The 19,509-nt window shown below is 67.0% G+C and carries 17 protein-coding genes; 12 read left to right on the forward strand and 5 right to left on the reverse strand.

Annotation, left to right across the window (positions count from 1 at the left end):
• Positions 1–6 precede the first annotated feature (6 nt).
• The 3 genes from DI605_RS14020 to DI605_RS14030 are packed head-to-tail and all read right to left on the reverse strand — an operon-like array spanning position 7 to position 2,554.
• Positions 7–345 (reverse strand): 2Fe-2S iron-sulfur cluster-binding protein, encoded by a 339-nt coding sequence (locus DI605_RS14020; protein ID WP_293975034.1) that lies wholly within the window; start codon positions 343–345, stop codon positions 7–9.
• Positions 342–1,454 carry a cysteine desulfurase family protein gene (locus DI605_RS14025; RefSeq protein ID WP_293975036.1) on the reverse strand — a complete coding sequence of 371 codons (1,113 nt, stop codon included), beginning with the start codon at positions 1,452–1,454 and terminating at the stop codon, positions 342–344. The genes DI605_RS14020 and DI605_RS14025 overlap by 4 nt, the downstream gene beginning before the upstream one ends.
• Positions 1,451–2,554: an aminotransferase class V-fold PLP-dependent enzyme gene (locus tag DI605_RS14030; RefSeq protein ID WP_293975323.1), complete on the reverse strand. Its 1,104-nt coding sequence runs from the start codon at positions 2,552–2,554 to the stop codon at positions 1,451–1,453. Before DI605_RS14030 ends, DI605_RS14025 begins: the two co-directional genes overlap by 4 nt.
• 114 nt (positions 2,555–2,668) lie before the next feature.
• Here DI605_RS14030 and DI605_RS14035 point away from each other — a divergent pair, with 114 nt between their 5' ends.
• The 7 genes from DI605_RS14035 (at position 2,669) to DI605_RS14065 (ending at position 9,232) form a co-directional block, all read left to right on the forward strand.
• Positions 2,669–3,307: an alpha/beta hydrolase gene (locus DI605_RS14035; protein ID WP_293975039.1), complete on the forward strand. Its 639-nt coding sequence runs from the start codon at positions 2,669–2,671 to the stop codon at positions 3,305–3,307.
• A gap of 194 nt (positions 3,308–3,501) precedes the next feature.
• A complete protein-coding gene (locus DI605_RS14040) occupies positions 3,502–3,930 on the forward strand; it encodes a MarR family winged helix-turn-helix transcriptional regulator (RefSeq protein WP_293975042.1) in 429 nt (142 codons plus the stop codon).
• Positions 3,927–5,201, forward strand: a complete 1,275-nt coding sequence (locus DI605_RS14045) for an MFS transporter (RefSeq protein ID WP_293975045.1) — start codon at positions 3,927–3,929, stop codon at positions 5,199–5,201. The genes DI605_RS14040 and DI605_RS14045 overlap by 4 nt, the downstream gene beginning before the upstream one ends.
• A 170-nt stretch (positions 5,202–5,371) precedes the next feature.
• Positions 5,372–6,409, forward strand: a complete 1,038-nt coding sequence (gene hrcA, locus DI605_RS14050) for a heat-inducible transcriptional repressor HrcA (RefSeq protein ID WP_293975048.1) — start codon at positions 5,372–5,374, stop codon at positions 6,407–6,409.
• On the forward strand, positions 6,406–6,942 hold the full coding sequence (gene grpE / locus DI605_RS14055; RefSeq protein ID WP_293975051.1) for a nucleotide exchange factor GrpE: 537 nt from the start codon (positions 6,406–6,408) through the stop codon (positions 6,940–6,942). Before hrcA ends, grpE begins: the two co-directional genes overlap by 4 nt.
• Positions 6,943–7,034: 92 nt before the next feature.
• Positions 7,035–8,213, forward strand: a complete 1,179-nt coding sequence (locus DI605_RS14060) for a glycosyltransferase family 4 protein (RefSeq protein WP_293975053.1) — start codon at positions 7,035–7,037, stop codon at positions 8,211–8,213.
• The gene (locus tag DI605_RS14065; protein WP_293975056.1) at positions 8,213–9,232 is read left to right on the forward strand and encodes a glycosyltransferase family 61 protein; all 1,020 of its coding nucleotides are present in this window, start codon (positions 8,213–8,215) and stop codon (positions 9,230–9,232) included. The genes DI605_RS14060 and DI605_RS14065 overlap by 1 nt, the downstream gene beginning before the upstream one ends.
• Before the next feature lie 4 nt (positions 9,233–9,236).
• On the opposite strand, the gene DI605_RS14070 is transcribed toward DI605_RS14065, so the two are convergent.
• Positions 9,237–9,686, reverse strand: a complete 450-nt coding sequence (locus tag DI605_RS14070; RefSeq protein WP_293975058.1) for a copper chaperone PCu(A)C — start codon at positions 9,684–9,686, stop codon at positions 9,237–9,239.
• Positions 9,687–9,897: 211 nt separating this feature from the next.
• Here DI605_RS14070 and dnaK point away from each other — a divergent pair, with 211 nt between their 5' ends.
• Both dnaK and dnaJ read left to right on the forward strand, forming a co-directional pair.
• A complete protein-coding gene (dnaK, locus tag DI605_RS14075; RefSeq protein ID WP_293975061.1) occupies positions 9,898–11,808 on the forward strand; it encodes a molecular chaperone DnaK in 1,911 nt (636 codons plus the stop codon).
• A gap of 104 nt (positions 11,809–11,912) precedes the next feature.
• The gene (gene dnaJ / locus DI605_RS14080; protein WP_293975064.1) at positions 11,913–13,040 is read left to right on the forward strand and encodes a molecular chaperone DnaJ; all 1,128 of its coding nucleotides are present in this window, start codon (positions 11,913–11,915) and stop codon (positions 13,038–13,040) included.
• Between the two features lie 130 nt (positions 13,041–13,170).
• Here dnaJ and DI605_RS14085 read toward each other — a convergent pair whose 3' ends face one another.
• Positions 13,171–13,854, reverse strand: coding sequence for a hypothetical protein (locus DI605_RS14085; protein WP_293975067.1), 684 nt, complete (start codon positions 13,852–13,854; stop codon positions 13,171–13,173).
• A 139-nt stretch (positions 13,855–13,993) separates the two neighbouring features.
• Here DI605_RS14085 and DI605_RS14090 point away from each other — a divergent pair, with 139 nt between their 5' ends.
• From DI605_RS14090 to DI605_RS14100, 3 genes are all read left to right on the forward strand, one after another.
• Positions 13,994–16,258, forward strand: a complete 2,265-nt coding sequence (locus DI605_RS14090) for an alpha/beta fold hydrolase (RefSeq protein ID WP_293975070.1) — start codon at positions 13,994–13,996, stop codon at positions 16,256–16,258.
• A gap of 79 nt (positions 16,259–16,337) precedes the next feature.
• Positions 16,338–16,703: a response regulator gene (locus tag DI605_RS14095; protein WP_293975073.1), complete on the forward strand. Its 366-nt coding sequence runs from the start codon at positions 16,338–16,340 to the stop codon at positions 16,701–16,703.
• A gap of 92 nt (positions 16,704–16,795) precedes the next feature.
• Positions 16,796–19,471 carry a valine--tRNA ligase gene (locus DI605_RS14100; RefSeq protein WP_293975076.1) on the forward strand — a complete coding sequence of 892 codons (2,676 nt, stop codon included), beginning with the start codon at positions 16,796–16,798 and terminating at the stop codon, positions 19,469–19,471.
• The last annotated feature ends 38 nt before the right edge of the window (positions 19,472–19,509 follow it).

Genomic DNA, 19,509 nt, shown 5'->3' on the forward strand with positions numbered 1-19,509 from the left:
GGCCGGCTAGCGCCCCTGCATGTCCCGCGCTTCGGCGGGCATCCGCACCTTGAGGCTGCCCAGGGCATCGTCCAGCATGATCTGGCAGGCCAGCCGGCTCGTGCGCGTCACATGGGCGGCGAGATCGAGCAGATCATCCTCTTCCTCGCTCGCGCGGGGGAGGCGCGCGAAATCGGCCGGATCGACGATGACGTGACAGGTGGAGCAGGCCATCTGCCCCTCGCACGTCCCCTCCAGCGGCTGGCCGGCATTCTGCGCGATCTCCAGCAGGCTCGTGCCCGGTGCGGCCTGGACCGTGCGGACATCGACGCCATCGGCGGAGACGAAGGTGATCGCCACGCTCATGCCCATTCCTTCTGCGTTGCGGCCGCCGCCAGGATCAATGCCATCGCCCGATCCAGATCCTCGATCGTCGTATAGCGGCCGAAACCCAGCCGGATCGAGGATTTCGCCTCGGCATCGGTGAGGCCGATCGCCTTCAGCACATGGCTCGTTCGCCCGGACCCGCTGGCGCAGGCGGAGCCCGCCGAAAACATCACCTCGCGCACGTCAGATATCAGGCGGGCAACGTCCAGCCCCGCGCGACGGATATTGAGATTACCAAAATAGCGATGATCGAGCGCGCCGTTGACCTGCCAGTTGCCCATGATCGAACGGGCATGGCCGAACAATCGGAAGACATGGTCGCTGTCCTCCTCCGCGCGCTCCCGCATCAGTTGCGCGGCGACGCCGAAACCGGCGCACAGCGCCGGCGCAAGCGTGCCCGATCGCAGCCCGGCTTCCTGGCCGCCGCCGTGGAGCAGCGGCTCGGGGTTCACGCCGTCGCGCAGCCAGAGCGCGCCGATGCCCTTTGGGCCATGGATCTTGTGGGCGGAAAGCGCGACCAGATCGCAGGCGTCGACAGGCAGGGGCACGCGGCCATAGCCCTGTACCGCATCGCACAGCATCACCGCGCCCGCGTTACGCGCCATGCGGCCCAGCTCGGCGATGGGCTGAATCGTGCCGATCTCATTATTCACGAGCATCGCGGCGACGAGCGCGGTGCGGCCGTCGATGGCGGCTTCGGCCGCATCGAGATCGACGATTCCCCCGGCCGAGACGGGCAGCACGATCAGCTCATGCCCCTGCTGTGCCAGCCAGCCGGCCGTATCGAGCACGGCGGCATGCTCGATCGCGGTGGTGACGATGCGCGGGCGGCTGGCGCGTGCCGGCTTGGCGATGCCCTTGATCGCCCAGTTGAGCGCCTCGGTCGCGCCACTCGTGAAGGCGATGCGGCCGCCGGGGCCGAAGGGCGCGGCGATCCGTTCGCGTGCCACTTCCACCGCCGCGCGTGCCTCGCGGCCCATGCGGTGGGGCGAGTGGGGGTTGCCGAAGCCCGCATCCAGCAGCGGCACCATCGCACTCCGTGCTTCAGGGGCCAGCGGCGTCGTCGCCTGATAATCGAGATAGATCATGCCGCGCGCGCCACGCCTTGCGCCATCCGGCCATAAGCGGCGGCGAACGCCTCGACCTCCGCATGCGTGGTGGACCAGCCGAAACTGACGCGGATCACCTCGCGCGCCTCGCCCTCGCCCAGGCCCATCGCGCGCAGCACATGGCTGGCGTGGAGCGAGCCGGACGAGCAGGCGCTGCCGGCCGAGACCGCGAAGCCTTCCGCATCGAGCCGGATCAGCTGCGCCTCGGCGCTCAGGCCGGGCAGCCGATAGGCGGCGATCGTGGGCGTCCGCGCGGCGCCATCCAGAAGGGGGCCGCCGACCGGCATGCCGCCCGCCTGCCCCACCGCATGATCGAGGAAAAGGCGCCAATCGATCTGTTCCAGCAGCCATGGCGGCTGCGCACCGCCCAGCGCGGGATCCAGCGCGGCGGCGAACCCCAGGATGGCGGGCATATTCTCGGTCCCCGCGCGATAGCCCCGCTCCTGCCCGCCGCCGAGCGGGGCCAGAGTGCCGATATCGCGCACCAGCAGCGCGCCGATGCCGGGCGGCCCGCCGAACTTGTGCGCGGAAATCGCGATCAGATCGGCCGGCGGGAGCGGCAATTTCCCCGCCGTCTGCGCGCAATCGACGAACAGCAGACCGCCTGCCGCATCGACGACCTCGACGATCTCCCCGATCTTCTGGAGGATGCCGGTTTCGGAATTGGCATGCTGGATCGCCACCAGCGGCTGGGGATGCGCCCGCATCAGCGCGCCGAAGGCGGCGGGCTCCACCAGCCCGCTTTCGTCCACGGGCGCGATAATGGCATCCGCGCGCTGGCGCAGCACGGCGGCATGCTCCACCGCGCTGACCAGCAGCGGCCGCGCCCGTGCCTGCCGGTGGAGCGCGATGGCGGCGCTTTCGGTGGCTCCGCTCGTGAAGATCAGATCGTGTCGCCAGCCGAGAGCGGCCCTGATGCGCGCGCGCGCCTCTTCCAGCGCGGCGCGCGCGGCGCGGCCCTCGCGGTGGGGCGAAGAGGGATTCGCCCAGCGCCCGAACCCTTCGATCATCGCTGCGCGCGCGGCCGGCAGCATCGGCGTGGTTGCGGCATGATCCAGATAGATGCGGGCGGCGGTCAGTTCGGATGCTCCGTTTCGGAATGATTGCGCGGCTTAGCGCGGCCCCTATATAGGCGCACGATCGGCCTCGCCCTAGCGGTGACGGCACGCCACGCCTAGTTCAGCAGGACGACCTTGCCAGAAGTCATTTTCCCCGGCCCGGAAGGGCGTCTCGAAGGCCGCTTCAATCCGGGTCCGCGTCCGCGCGCGCCGGTTGCCATGATCCTCCACCCGCATCCGCAGGCGGGGGGCACGATGAACAACCGGATCGTGCAGGCCTGCTACCAGACGTTCGTGAAGCGCGGCTTCGCGACCTTGCGCTTCAATTTCCGTGGCGTCGGCAAGAGCCAGGGCGTGTTCGACAACGGCATCGGCGAATTGTCCGACGCGGCGAGCGCGCTCGACTGGGTCCAGTCGATCCACCCCGAGGCGCAGACGACGTGGATCGCCGGCTTCTCGTTCGGCGCGTGGATCGGCATGCAGCTGCTGATGCGCCGCCCGGAGATCAAGGGCTTCATCTCGATCGCGCCGCCGGCCAATCTCTACGACTTCACCTTCCTCGCGCCCTGCCCCTCTTCGGGGATCATCATCCAGGGCGAGGCGGACGAGGTGGCGACGCCGCTGGCGACGCAGAAGCTGGTCGACAAGCTGCGCACCCAGCGCCACATCACGATCCATCACGACACAATCCCCGGCGCGAACCATTTCTTCGAGCATGAGATGCCGGATCTGATGAAGTCGGTGGACGATTATCTGGACATGCGCCTGAAGTAAGGCCGGGAGAGGAGCGCGCTTGCCGCGCGTGGCATGCTCCTCTCGCCCTCGCTCGTCCTCCTGAGCGTGTTTCAGAGCCCGTTGGCGACTCGATGACGGAAGCGCGCCGATCGCCGGGCGCGCACATTATCGGCAGCGGAACAGGCCCGGATGGTGATTGTGCAGGGGTGATATGATGTATATGCATCATATGCATGAGCAACCCGAATCCCTGCGCCTGCACGGTGCTGCGCAAGACATCCCGCGCCGTGACGCGTTTCTATGATGAGGCGATCGCGGCGAGCGGCCTCAGCATCAGCCAGTTCGCCCTGCTGCGCACGCTCGGGCGGATGGGGCCGACCCCGCTCAGCCAGCTGGCCGAAGAGATGGTGATGGAGCGCACCTCGCTCTACCGGATGATCGCCCCGCTGGAGGCGCGCGGGCTGGTGAGCGTGACGCAGGGCGCCGGGCGTGCCCGCGTCGCGGCGCTGGCGCCCGAGGGGCGCACGATCATCGACGGGATCGCCGGGACCTGGGACGCGACGCAGGCGCGGTTCGTGCGCGCTCTGGGCGAGGAGAAGTGGCAGGCGTTGCGGGTGCTGCTGGCGGATGCCACCCGCGCCGCAGAGGAGATCGCGGCATGAGCGCCATCGCCCGCAGCCTGCCGCTTTCGGCGCGCAACCGCATCCTCGCGGTGGTGGCCGTCACCTTCGTGGCATTGCTCGTCTCGGCGGGATCGCGCGCGGCGCCCGGCGTGCTGATGATCCCGTTGCAGACGGCGTTCGGCTGGGATCGGGCGACGGTTTCCGCCTCCGCCGCGATCGGCATCGTGCTTTATGGGCTGGTCGGCCCGTTCGCGGCGGCGCTGATGCAGTCTGTCGGCATAAGGCGCACGATGATCGGCGGCCTCGCGCTGATGTCGATCGCGACCCTGCTGAGCCTCGGCATGTCGAAGCCCTGGCATTATATCCTCACATGGGGCGTGCTTTCGGGGATCGGATCGGGCGCGGTCGCCTCGGTGATGGGCGCGGCCGTGGTGAATCGCTGGTTCGCGACGCGGCAGGGGCTCGTCATGGGCCTTTTGAGCGCGAGCACGGCGACGGGCGCTCTCATTTTCCTGCCCTTCATCGCCTGGCTCTCGCGAGAGGGCGCGTGGCAGCCGGTGGCGATGGCCGTCAGCATCGCCTGCGCCAGCCTGATCCCGTTCGTGATCCTGTTCGTGCCCGAACATCCGGGCGACGTCGGCACGCGCCGCTTCGGCGAGAGCGCGGAGGCGGCCGCCGCGCCTATCCGCCGCGCCACCGATCCCCTGCTGGCGATCCGCACGCTCATGATGGCGATCCGCCAGCCGGTCTTCTGGCTGCTGGCGGGCACCTTCTTCGTCTGCGGGCTCACCACCAACGGGCTGGTCGGCACACACATGATCGCCTTCTGCGGGGATCATGGCATCCCGCCCGTGCAGGCGGCGGGGCTGCTTTCGCTGATGGGCCTGTTCGATCTGTTCGGCACCACGGCCTCGGGCTGGCTGACCGACCGTTATGATCCGCGCCGCTTGCTGTTCGTCTATTACGGCCTGCGCGGGCTTTCGCTGATGGCATTGCCCTTCCTCGATTTCGGGGCGGGCAGCCTCACCGTGTTCGCCATATTCTACGGGCTCGACTGGATCGCGACGGTGCCGCCGACCGTGAAGCTCACGAACCTGGCATTCGGCGAGCGGGACGCGCCGATCGTGTTCGGCTGGGTAATGGTGGGGCACCAGTTGGGCGCCGCGACGGCCGCCTTCGGCGCGGGCCTGATCCGCGAGACGACGGGAACCTATCTGCCGGCCTTCCTGGTGGCGGGCGCGATCGGCGTGCTGGCCTCGCTCGTGGTGCTGGTGGGCCGGGTGGAGCGGAAACCGCTGGCGGCGACCTAGCAGCCTGCCCTGAAGTTGGGGGGGGGCGTCCGAAGGATGGTGAAGCGGGGCCGCTTCTGGCGTTTCGCTTGAAGGAGCCCCCTCCGTCATCGCCTTGCGATGCGACCTCCGCTTTCCGGGGAGGAATGCGGGCCTTGCGCGCTCCTCCGCCGTCCCCTTACATCTGCCGCATGACCTCCGTCCCCGAACTCGGCCAGCGCGCGCGCGACGTGTTTCGCATGGTGGTGGAGGGTTATCTGGAGAGCGGCGATCCAGTGGGATCGCGCACGATCGCGCGCTTCGGCGGGCTCAATCTCTCGCCCGCCTCGATCCGAAACGTGATGCAGGATCTGGAGGAGATGGGGCTGCTCGCCGCGCCCCATGCCTCGGCCGGGCGGATGCCGACCGAGACGGGCCTGCGCCTCTTCGTCGATGGCATGATGCAGACGACGACGCTTTCGGACGAGGAGCGCGCCGCGATCGAATCCCAGACGCGTGCTGCCGGGCCGCTGGAGGATGCGCTCGCCGCGACCAGCCAGGTCCTGTCCGGCCTCTCGGCCTGCGCCGGCATCGTACTGGTGCCGCGCGCGGAGCCGGTGCTGAAGCAGTTCGCTTTCCTGCCGCTGGGGCCGGGCCGCGCGGTGGCCGTGCTGGTGGGCGCGGACGGATCGGTCGAAAATCGCGTGATGGATCTGCCGCTGGACGTGCCCGCGCACGCGCTGGGCGAGGCGGCGAATTACATGACCGCGATGCTCGGCGGCCTGACGCTGGCGGAAGCTCAGGTGCGCCTGGAAGACGAGATCGCGATGGGGCGATCGGCGCTGGACCGGACGGCGCAGAATCTGGTGACGCGCGGGCTGGCCGTCTGGTCCGAGGATGGCAGCCGCAGGCCGGTGATGATCGTGCGGGGGGCGGCCAACCTGATCGATCCGGCCGCCGCCGCCGATCTGGAACGCGTGCGCCAGTTGATGGACGAGATCGAGGGCAAGGAGGAGATTGCCCGCCTGCTGGATAGCGCGCGGGGCGCCCGGGCGATGAAGATCTTCATCGGATCCGAGAACAAGCTGTTCGCTTTATCGGGTTCCTCGGTTATCGCCGCGCCCTATCACGGCACGGACGGCCGCGTGGTGGGCGTGGTGGGCGTGATCGGCCCGACGCGGTTGAACTATGCGCGTGTCGTTCCCATGGTGGATTTCACCGCCCGAACACTGACGAGATTGATGGCATGACTGATGAAACGACCACCCCCGACGATCTGCGCGCCGAGACGGCCGAGCAGGCCCCCGAAGTGGCCGAGCATGATCTGACGCAGAAGCTGGAAGCCGAGATCGAGGAGCTTCGCAGCAAGGTTCTCTACGCGCAGGCCGAGACGCAGAATGTGCGCCGCCGGATGGAGAAGGACGCGGCCGACGCCCGCGCCTATGCCGCGACCAGCTTCGCGCGCGATATGCTCTCCGTTTCCGATAACATGGCCCGCGCGATCGCCGCCATTCCAGCCGCAGCGCAGGAGGATGAGAGCGTGAAGGGCATCATCGCCGGCATCGCGATGACGGCCAAGGAACTGGAAAATGTGTTCCAGCGCCACGGCATCACCAAGATCGAGGCCGTTGGCCAGAAGCTGGATCCGAACAAGCATCAGGCGATGATCGAACTGCCGAGCGATCAGGAGCCGGGCACGATCGTGCAGGAGATGCAGGCCGGCTACATGATCAAGGATCGGCTGCTGCGCCCCGCGATGGTGGGTGTCGCCAAGGCCGGGTAAGGGTCGAGCGGCCCGTCGAGGGATGAAATCGAAACCTTTTCGTCCGATCGGGGAAATCGGATGATCCGGCCCGCGCGGCCGCTGGGGGTGTAATGGTCAAGAAGGTTTTCTACGCCTCGTCGGGTCGCGCCAATATCATCGGCGCGCATCGCCACTGGCGGGAAGGGCGCTTCGATCCCAGCGAAGTCTCCATCACCTTCTCCTCGCAGATCCAGGATCTCTGCGTCGATCTCGGCGCGGAGGGGCTGTTCACCTCCGACCGGGGAGAGGCGGAAACGCTGAAGGACGGCGCCTTCACCTTCCTGCACCGGCCCAAGCGGCCCGCCAGCGGCCTCGGTTATTATTGGGAAGACCTGCGCTACGCGTTCATGATGCTGCGGGAGGCGCGCGCCTTCGGCGCGGACGTCGCCATACTGGACAGCGGCGTCACCCAATTCTTCATGATGGCGCTGTTCCCCCTGTTCGGCATTCCGGTGATCCCCGTGCTGCACAACAGCCTGTGGGCGAGCGGCTTCCGCCCGACATCGATGCGGCAGCGCGTGATCCAGTGGCTGGATCGCCGCTTCTGGCGGCGGGTGCCGCTGGCGACCCTGGCCGTATCCACCGAATGCGAGCGACAGGTGGACGAGATTGCCGGCCCGAAGCATCGCCCCGTGGTGCAGGTGCGCGCGCAGTTCCGCCGCGAAATGTTCGATGCCATCCCGCCCGCCGATCCGGATGCCACGCCATTCCATGTGATGTTCATCGGCCGGGTGGTCGAGGAAAAGGGCGTGCTGGATATCCCGCTGATGGCGCGCTGGATCGAGGATCGCGCGCCCGGCGCCGTGCGCTGGACCCTTTGCGGCAAGGGCACCGCGCTGGAGGCGGTGCGCGCTTCCATCCGCGAGCGGGGACTGGAGGGGGTCGTCGAGACGCCGGGCTGGATGACGCTGGAGCAGATCCAGGACGTCTATGCCAAAAGCCACGCCTCGATCGTGCCCACGCGCAGCGGCTTTTGCGAGGGGCTGGCGATGACGGCGGCGGAGGCGATCCTCGCCGGGCGCCCGCTCATCAGCAATCCGATCGTGCCCGCGCTGGAAATCCTCCAGCCGGCCGCGATGGCCGCCCGCGCCGAGGATTATGAAAGCCATGCACAGGCGGTGCTCGCGCTGGCACAGGATCGGGCGCTCTACCGGCGCCTGCAGGCGGCCTGCGCGCCGCTGGCCGCGCAATTCTACGATCGCGAGCAGGGGCTGGAGGCGGTGCTCCGCCGCGTCATCGAGACGATCTGATGCCGCACGTCGAGATCGTCCCGCCCTTCACCACCGGCGCGCACTGGCTGATCGGGGCGGAGACGCTGCTGATCGATCGGGTCGTGCCGGCGGTGGAGCGCATGTGGCTGCCCCCGGCTTATTATTCGGGCGGCACTATCACCGTGCACGATATCGAGCGCGGGGCAGGCCTTGCGCCGACGCGGGGCGGCCTGCGGATGCTGCGCCACAAGCTCCGCGCGGATCGCCCGCCCGAGCCCGTATCCGGCCTGCTGGTGGACATGCGCGAGGGCACGCCCCAGAATTTCCACCATTCGATCAGCGTGCATCTGCCGATGTGCGAGGTGGCGCGCCGCGTGCTGGATGCGCCTTTCACGGTGGTCCTCCCGTCCGACACGCCCGGCTATGTGCGGCGGGTGTTCGGGGCGTGCGGCTATCCGATCGTCACCACCGAATATGGGGTGCCGGGCGATATCGTCCGCGTCGAGCGCGACAATATGTACAACATGCTGCGCGATACGGGCACGCCGCCGCTGCGGCGGATCGCGGAGGCCATTCTCGCCTCCCGGCCCGGCGGCGAGCGGGCGCTGCCGGCCAGGGTGTTTCTGGCGCGGCGCGGCACCCGCTTCATTTCCAATCAGGCGGAGATCGAGGCGGTGCTGGCCCCGCTCGGCTACGAGACCGTCTATCCGGAGGATCTGTCGGTCTCGGATCAGTTCCGGCTGCTGGGGGAGGCGACGCATGTCGTCGCCATCCACGGAGCGGGCATGGGGCCGCTCCTCTATCGCGATCCGGCGCGTGGGCCGATCATGCTGGTGGAAATCCTGCCCGCCGCGCACATGACGAACGTGCACCGTTATTTCCTGGATGGGGTGGGCGGCGTCTATGTCGGCGTCCGGGGGCGGATCACGCCCGCCGATGCCGCCGCCGCTTATGCGTTCGGCGAAATGTACACCGCCAATTCGCTGAAGCCGTTCGAGGTGGATCCCGTCAGCCTGCGGGTGGCGCTGGATCTCGCGCAGGAACAGTTCGCCGCCTGACCCGTCAGTAGGGCGCGTCCTCGCCCGCCGCGACCGTCTTGGCCTCGGCCTCGGCCGTGCGCCCGCTGGCGAAGCCGAAGCGGAGCGGGATGGCGGTGCCCGGCGTCACGACCGGATCGACATCGAACAGCATCAGGTGGCGCCCGCCCGGGGCGAAGACCAGTCGGTCATGCGCCGGCACGGGCACGGTGGCGAGCGGCTTCATCGTCATCATGCCGCCCGATCCCATGCTCTCGTGCATCTCCACGCGCTTCGCCAGCGCGCTTTCGACGCGCACGATCGTCTCCGCGCCGCGGCCGCCGGCGATGGTGAAATAGGCGGCGGCGGGGCGCCCCGGCACGGCGGGCAGGCGCACCCACGCCTGCGTCACCTTCGGCTGGGCATCGCGCGCGCTGCACGCGGGCAGCAGGGCGAGGATGGCGAGCGGGGCGGCAAGGAGGGCGAGGCGCTTCATGGGCGCCCCTTACAGCGGCGGGGCGGCGGCCGCAAAAGCGCGGGCGGCGGAAAATCGTGGAACCTTCCCGGCATGCCTGCTCCGGCCATGCCTTGCGGTGCCTGTTCCGCCACCTATATCGCGCCCTGTGACATGTTGCGGAAACGGTGCGCTTGCCTGTTGAGGGAGCGCCCGGCCGCGATATTAGAAATCTGCTTGCAAGAGGAACCCAATGGCCAAAGTCATCGGCATCGATCTCGGTACGACCAACAGCTGCGTCGCGGTGATGGAGGGCGGAAGCCCCAAGGTTATCGAGAATGCGGAAGGCGCGCGCACCACGCCCTCGATCGTCGCCTTCGCCAAGGATGGCGAGCGCCTGATCGGCCAGCCGGCCAAGCGCCAGGCGGTGACGAATCCGGACAACACCATCTTCGCGGTGAAGCGCCTGATCGGCCGCCGCTTCGACGATCCGGTGACCAAGAAGGATACCGAGCTGGTCCCCTATCACATCGTGAAGGGTGCGAATGGCGATGCGTGGGTGCAGGCCGGCGGCGAGGATTATTCGCCCAGCCAGATTTCCGCCTTCACGCTCCAGAAGATGAAGGAAACCGCCGAGTCCTACCTCGGTGAAACCGTCACGCAGGCCGTCATCACGGTTCCGGCTTACTTCAACGACGCGCAGCGCCAGGCGACCAAGGATGCCGGCCGCATCGCGGGCCTGGAAGTGCTGCGCATCATCAACGAGCCGACGGCCGCGGCGCTGGCCTATGGTCTCGACAAGGACACCAACAAGACGATCGCGGTCTATGACCTTGGCGGCGGCACGTTCGACGTGTCCGTGCTGGAAATCGGCGACGGTGTGTTCGAGGTGAAGTCCACGAACGGTGACACGTTCCTGGGCGGCGAGGATTTCGACGCCAAGGTCGTCGAATATCTGGCGCAGGGCTTCAAGGCCTCCGAGGGCATCGATCTGACCAAGGATCGTCTGGCTCTCCAGCGCCTGAAGGAAGCCGCCGAAAAGGCGAAGATCGAACTGTCGTCGACCGCGACGACCGAGGTCAACCTGCCCTTCATCACCGCCGACGCCACTGGCCCGAAGCATCTGGTGAAGCAGATCACGCGCGCCGATCTGGAGCGTCTGGTCGAGCCGCTCATCACGCGCACGATCGAGCCGATGAAGAAGGCTCTGAAGGATGCCGGCCTTTCGGCGAGCGACATCGACGAGGTTGTTCTCGTCGGCGGCATGACGCGCATGCCCAAGGTGCGCGATGCCGTGAAGAATTTCTTCGGCAAGGAGCCGCACACCGGCGTGAACCCCGATGAGGTGGTCGCGATCGGCGCCGCGGTGCAGGCGGGCGTACTGCAGGGCGACGTGAAGGACGTGCTGCTGCTCGACGTGACCCCGCTGTCGCTGGGCATCGAGACGCTGGGCGGCATCATGACCAAGATGATCGACCGCAACACGACGATCCCGACCAAGAAGTCGCAGACCTATTCCACGGCGGATGACAACCAGAACGCCGTGACGATCCGCGTCTTCCAGGGCGAGCGCGAAATGGCGCAGGACAACAAGATGCTGGGCCAGTTCGATCTGGTCGGCATTCCGCCCGCGCCGCGCGGCGTGCCGCAGATCGAGGTGACGTTCGATATCGACGCGAACGGCATCGTGAACGTGTCCGCCAAGGACAAGGGCACGGGCAAGGAACAGCAGATCAAGATCCAGGCCTCGGGCGGCCTTTCGGACTCCGACATCGATCAGATGGTGAAGGATGCCGAGCAGTTCGCCGAAGAGGACAAGAAGCGTCGTGCCTCGGCGGAAGCCAAGAACAACGCCGAAAGCCTGATCCACTCGACCGAGAGCCAGCTGCGCGAGCATGGCGACGCGATCGAGGCGGGCCTGAAGTCCGAGATCGAGGGCGCGATCGTCGAGGCACGCGCCGCCGTCGAAGGTGGCGATGCCGAGAAGATGACCGAGAAGAGCAACGCGCTCGCCCAGGTCGCGATGAAGCTCGGTCAGGCCATTTACGAAAAGCAGCAGGCAGCGGGCGGCGCCGAGGGCGCGGCCGGTGCCGGTGCCTCGGGCGCGAGCCAGGGTGAAGACGTGGTCGATGCCGAATTCTCGGAAGTCGACGACACCAAGTAAGGGCTGAGGGACGCGTCTGGCGCAGGTTGGATGTGTCCTTCAACTTCCTCAACTTCGATGGGCGGACGGGGGCTCATCGGCAGGGCGATTGGCCGGGGCGCTGAATGGCAGACGTCGATTATTACGAATTGCTCGAGGTCGAGCGGACCGCCGACGACAAGACGATCAAGACGTCTTACCGGCGCCTTGCCATGCAATGCCATCCGGATCGCAATCCGGGCTGTTCCGACAGTGAAGCCAAGTTCAAGGCGATCAGCGTCGCCTATGATGTGCTGAAGGATCCGCAGAAGCGCGCGGCCTATGATCGCTACGGCCATGCCGCCTTCCAGAATGGTGGCGGCGGCGGCCACGGGGCGCAAGGCTTCGAGGGCTTCTCCGACATTTTCGAGAATATCTTCGGCGAATTCATGGGCGGCGGCGGCCGGGGCGGTCGTGGCGGCAATTCTGCCCTGCGCGGCGCCGATCTGCGCTACGATCTGGAAATCAGCCTCGAAGACGCATTTCACGGCCGCACCGAGCAGATCCGCGTCGATGTCGCCGCGGCATGCGATACGTGCCACGGATCCGGCGCCGCCGAAGGATCGGCGCCGCGCACCTGCGGCACCTGCGCGGGCCACGGCAAGGTGCGCGCGCAACAGGGCTTCTTCGTGGTGGAGCGCACCTGCCCCACCTGCCACGGGCGCGGCCAGACCATCTCCAGCCCCTGCGGCGATTGCCATGGCGAAGGCCGGGTGGAGAAGACCAAGACACTGGAGCTGAAGATTCCGCGCGGCGTGGACGAAGGCACGCGCATCCGCATGACCGGCGAGGGCGAGGCGGGCGCGCGCGGCGGGCCGGCCGGCGATCTCTACGTATTCATCCACGTCTCCCGCCACGATCTGTTCCAGCGCGATGGCACGACGCTTTTCGCGCATGCGCCGATCAGCATCACGACCGCCGCGCTGGGCGGCACGATCACGGTGCCGGGGCTGGATGGCACGGCGCATGAAATCCGCATTCCGGCGGGCATCCAGTCCGGCAAGCAGCTGCGCCAGCGCGCGGCGGGCATGCCCGTGCTGAACGGGCGCGGGCAGGGCGATCTGGTGATCCAGATCGATGTGGAGACGCCTACCAAGCTGACGGCGCGCCAGAAGGAATTGCTCGAGGAATTCCGCTCGACCGAAACGGGCGAGGAATGCCCGCAGGCGACCGGCTTCTTCACCTTCCTGAAGGACAAGCTGGCGGGCAATTGAGCGTCGGGCCGGGTGTGGCGGGCGCTCCATCACATCCGGCCTGTTCCGGCATCCGCACGTCCGCTCGCTCCACGGCCCCTGCTCCTGCCCGCTCGACCCCGGAACGGGTCTGGCGTGGCGGGTTGGCGACTTAGCCCACCGGCCCGATCGCCTCGGCGATGGCGTTGAACCAGCCCCAATGGGGTGCCGCGAACATCGTCATCTCCGAAAGCGCCAGCCCCGCCAGCGTGATCGCATAAGGCGCGGGATGCCCGCCTTTCCGCATATCGCGCGCGATCAGGCCGATCAGGATCGCCTCCACGATCCAGTAGCTGGGGTGGAGCGCGCCCGAGAGGCCGCCGATCGCGGGCAGATTGATCCCCAGCAGGCGCCCGAGCGCGGGGATGATCGCGACGAACACGGTGCAGCCCATATAGCGCGCATGGAGCGGCCAGCGCCTGCGCCTGGCGATGGCGGCGCCCCAGAGGCCGGTGAACAGCACCAGCGACCACAGATCGATCCACGTCAGCGTCAGCCGCAGATCGCGCGGGAAATAGGTGGAGTGGCGCAGGCCATCCCGCACGACGAGGAAGGCCGTCACCACGAACGCCGGCACCACCACGACCGAGGCCCAGCCGATCCGCCGGTGCCATGCGAGCTTCCGGCGCCCGGCGAGGAAGCTCTGCGCGACCAGCATCGCCATCCAGAGCGCGGCGAGGCTGCCATGGACGATGCGCAATGGCCCGAGCGGCACGGACGAACCCGCCGTCGTCGGCCAGAAGCCCGCCACCATCACGACGAACGCGAACAGAAACGCCCAATAGAGTTGACGCATGATGCCCCCCGGCCATCCGGCGGCGGCGATCATCGCCGGACGGTGCAAGGCTGGCAAGCAGGGCCGGCGAGCGCTGGTGGAGAGCGGGGGAGAGCGCATGGGCTGGCGCGGCCTCTTTCAGTCGTTACAAGACATTGCCATGAAGATTCTTCTGGCAGCCGCCATCACCACCGTGAGCCTCGTGACAGCCACCACCTCCCCCGCCGCCACTCCGCCCGCCGCATCCGCGTCGCCCGCCGCCGATCTCACGCTGGAGCGCCTGTTCCAGAGCCCCGGTCTGGCCGGGCCGGCGCCGCGCCTGCTGAAGCTCTCGCCCGACGGCAGGCTCGCCACATTGCTCAAGAATCGCGCCGCCGATCGCGACCGCTACGATCTGTGGGCGATCGATACGACCACGGGCGCCGAGCGCATGCTGGTGGACAGCGAAAAGGTGGGCTCGGGCGCCGCGCTTTCCGAAGAGGAGAAGATGCGGCGCGAGCGGCTGCGCATCGGCGGCCTCAAGGGCATCACTGCCTATGACTGGGCGCCGGACGGCAAGAGCCTGCTCGTCCCGCTGGACGGCGATCTCTACCTCGCCACGCTGGATGGAGCGGCGCGCCGGCTGACCAACAGCCCGCAGACCGAGATCGAGCCCAAGGTTTCGGAAAGCGGCCGCTACGTTTCGTTCGTGCGCGACCAGAATCTGTACGTGATCGATCTTTCGACGGGGAAGGAGCATGCGCTCACCACGGACGGCAAGGACGCGCTTTCCTGGGGCACGGCCGAATTCGTCGCGCAGGAGGAGCTGAACCGCTTCTCCGGCCACTGGTGGGCGCCCGGCGACCGCCGCATCGCAGTGCAGCGGACCGACGAGAGCGGTGTGAAGCTGGTCAGCCGCGCGGCGATCGGCGCGAACGAGACCAAGGTGATCGATCAGCGCTATCCCGCCGCCGGCACGCCGAATGCGAAGGTCGAACTGTGGCTGATGGACGCGGACGGATCGCATCGCGTGAAGGCCGATTTGGGCGCCGATCCCGATTTCTACGTGGCCCGGGTCAACTGGTCGCGCGATGGCGGGGCGCTCTACGTGCAGCGGCTCAGCCGCGACCAGAAGACGCTCGACATGCTGAAGGTGGATCCGGCCACCGGCAAATCGGCCGTCCTTTTCACCGAAACCTCGAAAACCTGGATCAACCTTTCGGACGATTTCCGCGCGCTGGCGGATGGCAGCCTCATCTGGAGTTCGGAGCGCAGCGGCACCAAGCATCTCTATCGCTGGGTGGCGGGCAAGTGGATCCAGCTCACGCAGGGAGCGTGGACGCTGGAGACGGACGGGCAATCCTTCAACGCCGGGCTCGTCGGCGTCGATCAGGCGAGCCATCGCCTGTTCTTCACCGCGAACAAGGATGATGTGCTGGAAAGCCAGGTCTATGCGATCGATTATCTGAAGCCCGGCGCGCCGCAGCGCCTGACCGAGCGCGGATACTGGAACGATGCGCAGATGGACCGCACGGGCAAGCGGCTCATCATCCGCCGATCCAGCCCCAGCCAGCCGCCGCAATATTATCTGGCCGATGCGGACGGAAAGAGATTGACCTGGATCAGTCAGAATGCGGTGATCGAGGGGCATCCCTACTTTCCCTATCTCGCCAGCCACCACGATCCCGTCTTCGGCACGATGAAGGCGGCGGACGGCAGCATCCTCCACTGGAAGATGATCGCGCCGAAGATGGAGTCGGGGAAGAAATATCCGGTCTTCATGGAGCATTATGGCGGCCCGCACGTGCAGACGGTGCAGCGCGCGTGGGCCAATCCGCTGGGCCAGTATCTGGCCGACAGCGGCTGGATCTATTTCGAGATCGACAATCGCGGATCGGCCAATCGCGGCCGCGCCTTCGAGGATCAGATCTATCACGCGATGGGCACCGTGGAGGTGCAGGATCAGGTGGATGCAGCCAAGTGGCTGAAGACGCTGGATTATGTTGATCCGACCAAGGTCGTCACCTATGGCTGGTCCTATGGCGGCTACATGACTCTGAAGATGCTGGAGGCGGCGCCGGGCGTGTTCGCGGCGGGCATATCGGGCGCTCCGGTCACGCAGTGGGAGCTTTACGACACGGCCTATACCGAACGTTATCTCGGCGATCCGACCCAATTGCCCAAAGTCTATGCGGCGGCCGGCGCGCTGGATGATGCGACGAAGATCAAGGATCCGCTGCTCGTGATACACGGCATGGCGGATGACAATGTCGTCTTCCAGAATTCGACGATGCTGTTCGCGCGGATGCAGGAAGCGAAGGTGCCGTTCGAAATGATGGTCTATCCCGGCAAGACGCACGGCGTTTCCGGCGAAGGTGCGCAGACGCATGTCTGGCAGACGATATTGCGGTTTCTCCAGCAAAATGTGGGGTCGGACAAGCATTGACGCCGCGTTAGGTCCGGTTGCGTACAAAAATTATCATGGATCAACCGGAACGAGGTCGCCTTTCGTGCGATTCCCGAAGATGAATAGCCCGAAGCCCGCCATTCTCGTCGTCGAGGATGAGCCGCTGATCCTTATGAGCACCATCGATGCCTTCGAGGAGGCGGGGTTCGAGGCGATCGATGCGCTGGATGGCGATCAGGCGCTCCAGCGGCTGGAGGAGCGGCCCGACATCCGCGCCATCTTCACCGATGTGAACATGCCCGGCCGCTATGACGGGGTGCAACTGGCCCGGATCGCGCATGCGCGGCATCCCGGAATGGTGGTGGTCGTCACCTCCGGCAAAATGGTGGTCTCGCACGAATCCCTGCCCGAAGGCGGTATCTTCCTGCCCAAGCCCTATCGCAGCAGCCAGGTGACGGGCCTGCTGGCCGCGCTGCTGAACTAGCGCGCAGGGTGGGCAGGCGCTTGATCGCCGGCGCCTCGCGCGGGCGGATCACACCCTAGGCGCAGGCGCGGCTCCTCGTTAGGAGCGTGCGCATGACGATCGACAAGACCTTCGACCCCGCCACGATCGAGGCGCGCTGGTATCCGCATTGGGAGCAATCCGGCCTGTTCCGGCCCGAACGGGGCGAGGCCGAGCCCTTCACGATCGTGATTCCGCCGCCGAACGTGACGGGATCGCTGCATATCGGCCACGCGCTGGACAATACGCTGCAGGACATTCTCGTCCGCCATGCGCGCCTGCAGGGCAAGGATGCCCTGTGGGTGGTCGGCACCGATCATGCCGGCATCGCCACGCAGATGGTGGTGGAGCGCAACCTCGCGAAGGACGGCATAAAGCGGCAGGAACTGGGCCGCGACAATTTCATCGAGAAGGTGTGGGAATGGAAGGCCGAGAGCGGCGGCCAGATCACCCGCCAGCTTCGACGCCTCGGCGCCTCCTGCGATTGGGCCAACGAGCGCTTCACGATGGACGAAGGCTTTTCGAAAGCCGTGGTGAAGGTGTTCGTCGAGCTGTATCGGCAGGGGCTGCTCTACCGCGACAAAAGGCTGGTGAACTGGGATCCCCATTTCCGCACCGCCATCTCCGATCTCGAGGTGGAGACCAGGGAGGTGAACGGCAAGTTCTGGCACCTCGCTTATCCGCTCAGCGACGGATCGGGCACGATCACGGTGGCGACGACGCGGCCGGAGACGCTGCTGGCCGACATGGCCGTGGCCGTGCATCCGGAGGACGAGCGTTACACCGCGCTGATCGGCCGGAAGGTGCGCCTGCCGATTACGGGCCGGCTGATCCCGATCGTGGCGGACGAGCATGCAGATCCGGCGCTGGGATCGGGTGCGGTGAAGATCACGCCGGGGCATGACTTCAACGATTTCGAAGTGGGCGTGCGCGCGGGGATCAAGCCGGCCGAGATGCTCAACATGCTGGATGCCGAGGCGAAGATCGCGCAGACGGCGGACGGGCTGATCCCGATCGACCTGATCGGCATGGACCGTTTCGAGGCGCGCGACTGGATCGTGAAGCTGCTGGAGGAGGACGGCGTCCTCCTGAAGGTGGAGGATCGCGTGATCCAGACGCCCTATGGCGATCGATCGGGCGTGGTGATCGAGCCGTGGCTGACCGATCAATGGTATGTCGATGCCAAGACGCTCGCGGGGCCGGCGCTGGAGGCGGTGCGATCGGGCGCGATCCGCGTGGTGCCGGAGACGTGGAAGAAGACCTGGTATCAGTGGCTGGAGAATATCCAGCCCTGGTGCGTCAGCCGCCAGCTCTGGTGGGGGCACCAGATCCCTGCGTGGTTCGATGAGGACGGCAATCCCTTCGTCGCGGAGAGCGAGGAGGAGGCGCAGGCGCTGGCCGGAAACAGGAAGCTGCGCCGCGACAATGACGTGCTCGACACGTGGTTCTCCTCCGCGCTCTGGCCGTTCGGCACGCTCGGCTGGCCGGACGACACGACCGCGCTCAGGCGCCATTATCCCAATGACGTGCTGATCTCCGGCTTCGACATCCTGTTTTTCTGGGATGCGCGCATGGCGATGCAAGGGCTGCACTTCATGAAGGAAGTGCCGTGGAAGACGCTCTATCTCCATGGCCTCGTCCGCGCGCCGGACGGATCGAAAATGTCCAAGTCCAAGGGCAACACCGTCGATCCGCTGGGCCTGATCGAAAAATATGGCGCCGACGCCCTGCGCTTCACGCTGGCGGCGATGGAAAGCCAGGGGCGTGACATCAAACTCGATGAGCGGCGCGTGGAGGGCTATCGCAATTTCGCGACGAAGCTGTGGAATGCGGCGCGCTTCGCCCAGTCCAACGGCATTGGCGGCTCCGCGACGATCGAGCCGCCGGCGGCGACGCTCGCCGTCAACAAATGGATCCTCGGCGAGGCGATCAAGACGATCCAGGCGCTGGATCTGGCGCTGGCGGACCTGCGCTATGACGAGGCGGCGAACACGATCTATCACTTCGTCTGGAGCCAGTTTTGCGACTGGTATCTGGAACTCATCAAGCCTGTCTTGACGCCTACCATCAACACGGCCGGCCCTGGAGACGCGCAGGCTGATGATTGGTACGGGATGCGGGAAACCAAGGCCGTCGCCGGCTGGGTGCTGGATCAGATATTGATCCTGCTCCACCCCTTCATGCCTTTCATCACCGAGGAATTGTGGCACGCGCTGGCGAGCCGCGATCATGACATCATCGTCGCCAAATGGCCGATGGCGGATGCGCGCTCGCTGGATCCGGAGGCGAGCGCCGAGGTGGAATGGCTGATCCGCGCGGTGCAGGGCATCCGCGCGACCCGTTCCGAACTGAACGTTCCGCCGGGCGCGCGCCTGCCGATGCACGCGCGCGGCGCGGGCGAGGCGACGCTGGCACGGCTCGCCGCCAATGCAGCGCCGCTGGCGCGCATGGCGCGCGTCGAGATGGCCGAGGGCGATGTCGTGGCGGGCGGTGCCGCCCAGATCGTGATCGACGAGGCGACGTTCGTTCTCCCCCTCGAAGGCGTGATCGATCTCGCCGCCGAGAAGGCGCGCCTCGAAAAGGCGGCGCAGGCGGCCGAGAAGGAGGCCGCGTCGCTGGCCGGGCGGCTGGGCAATCCTTCCTTCGTGGAGAAGGCCAAGCCCGAGGCCGTCGCCAAGGCGCGCGAGGATCACGAGGCCAAGTCGGCCGAGGCCGATCGGCTGCGCGCGGCGCTGGCGCGGCTGGGGTAAGACAGACTTTCTCCCGGCGCCTTTCCCCGCCCGTTCGT

The sequence above is a fragment of the Sphingomonas sp. genome (assembly GCF_003248515.1).
Taxonomy (GTDB): domain Bacteria; phylum Pseudomonadota; class Alphaproteobacteria; order Sphingomonadales; family Sphingomonadaceae; genus Sphingomonas_I.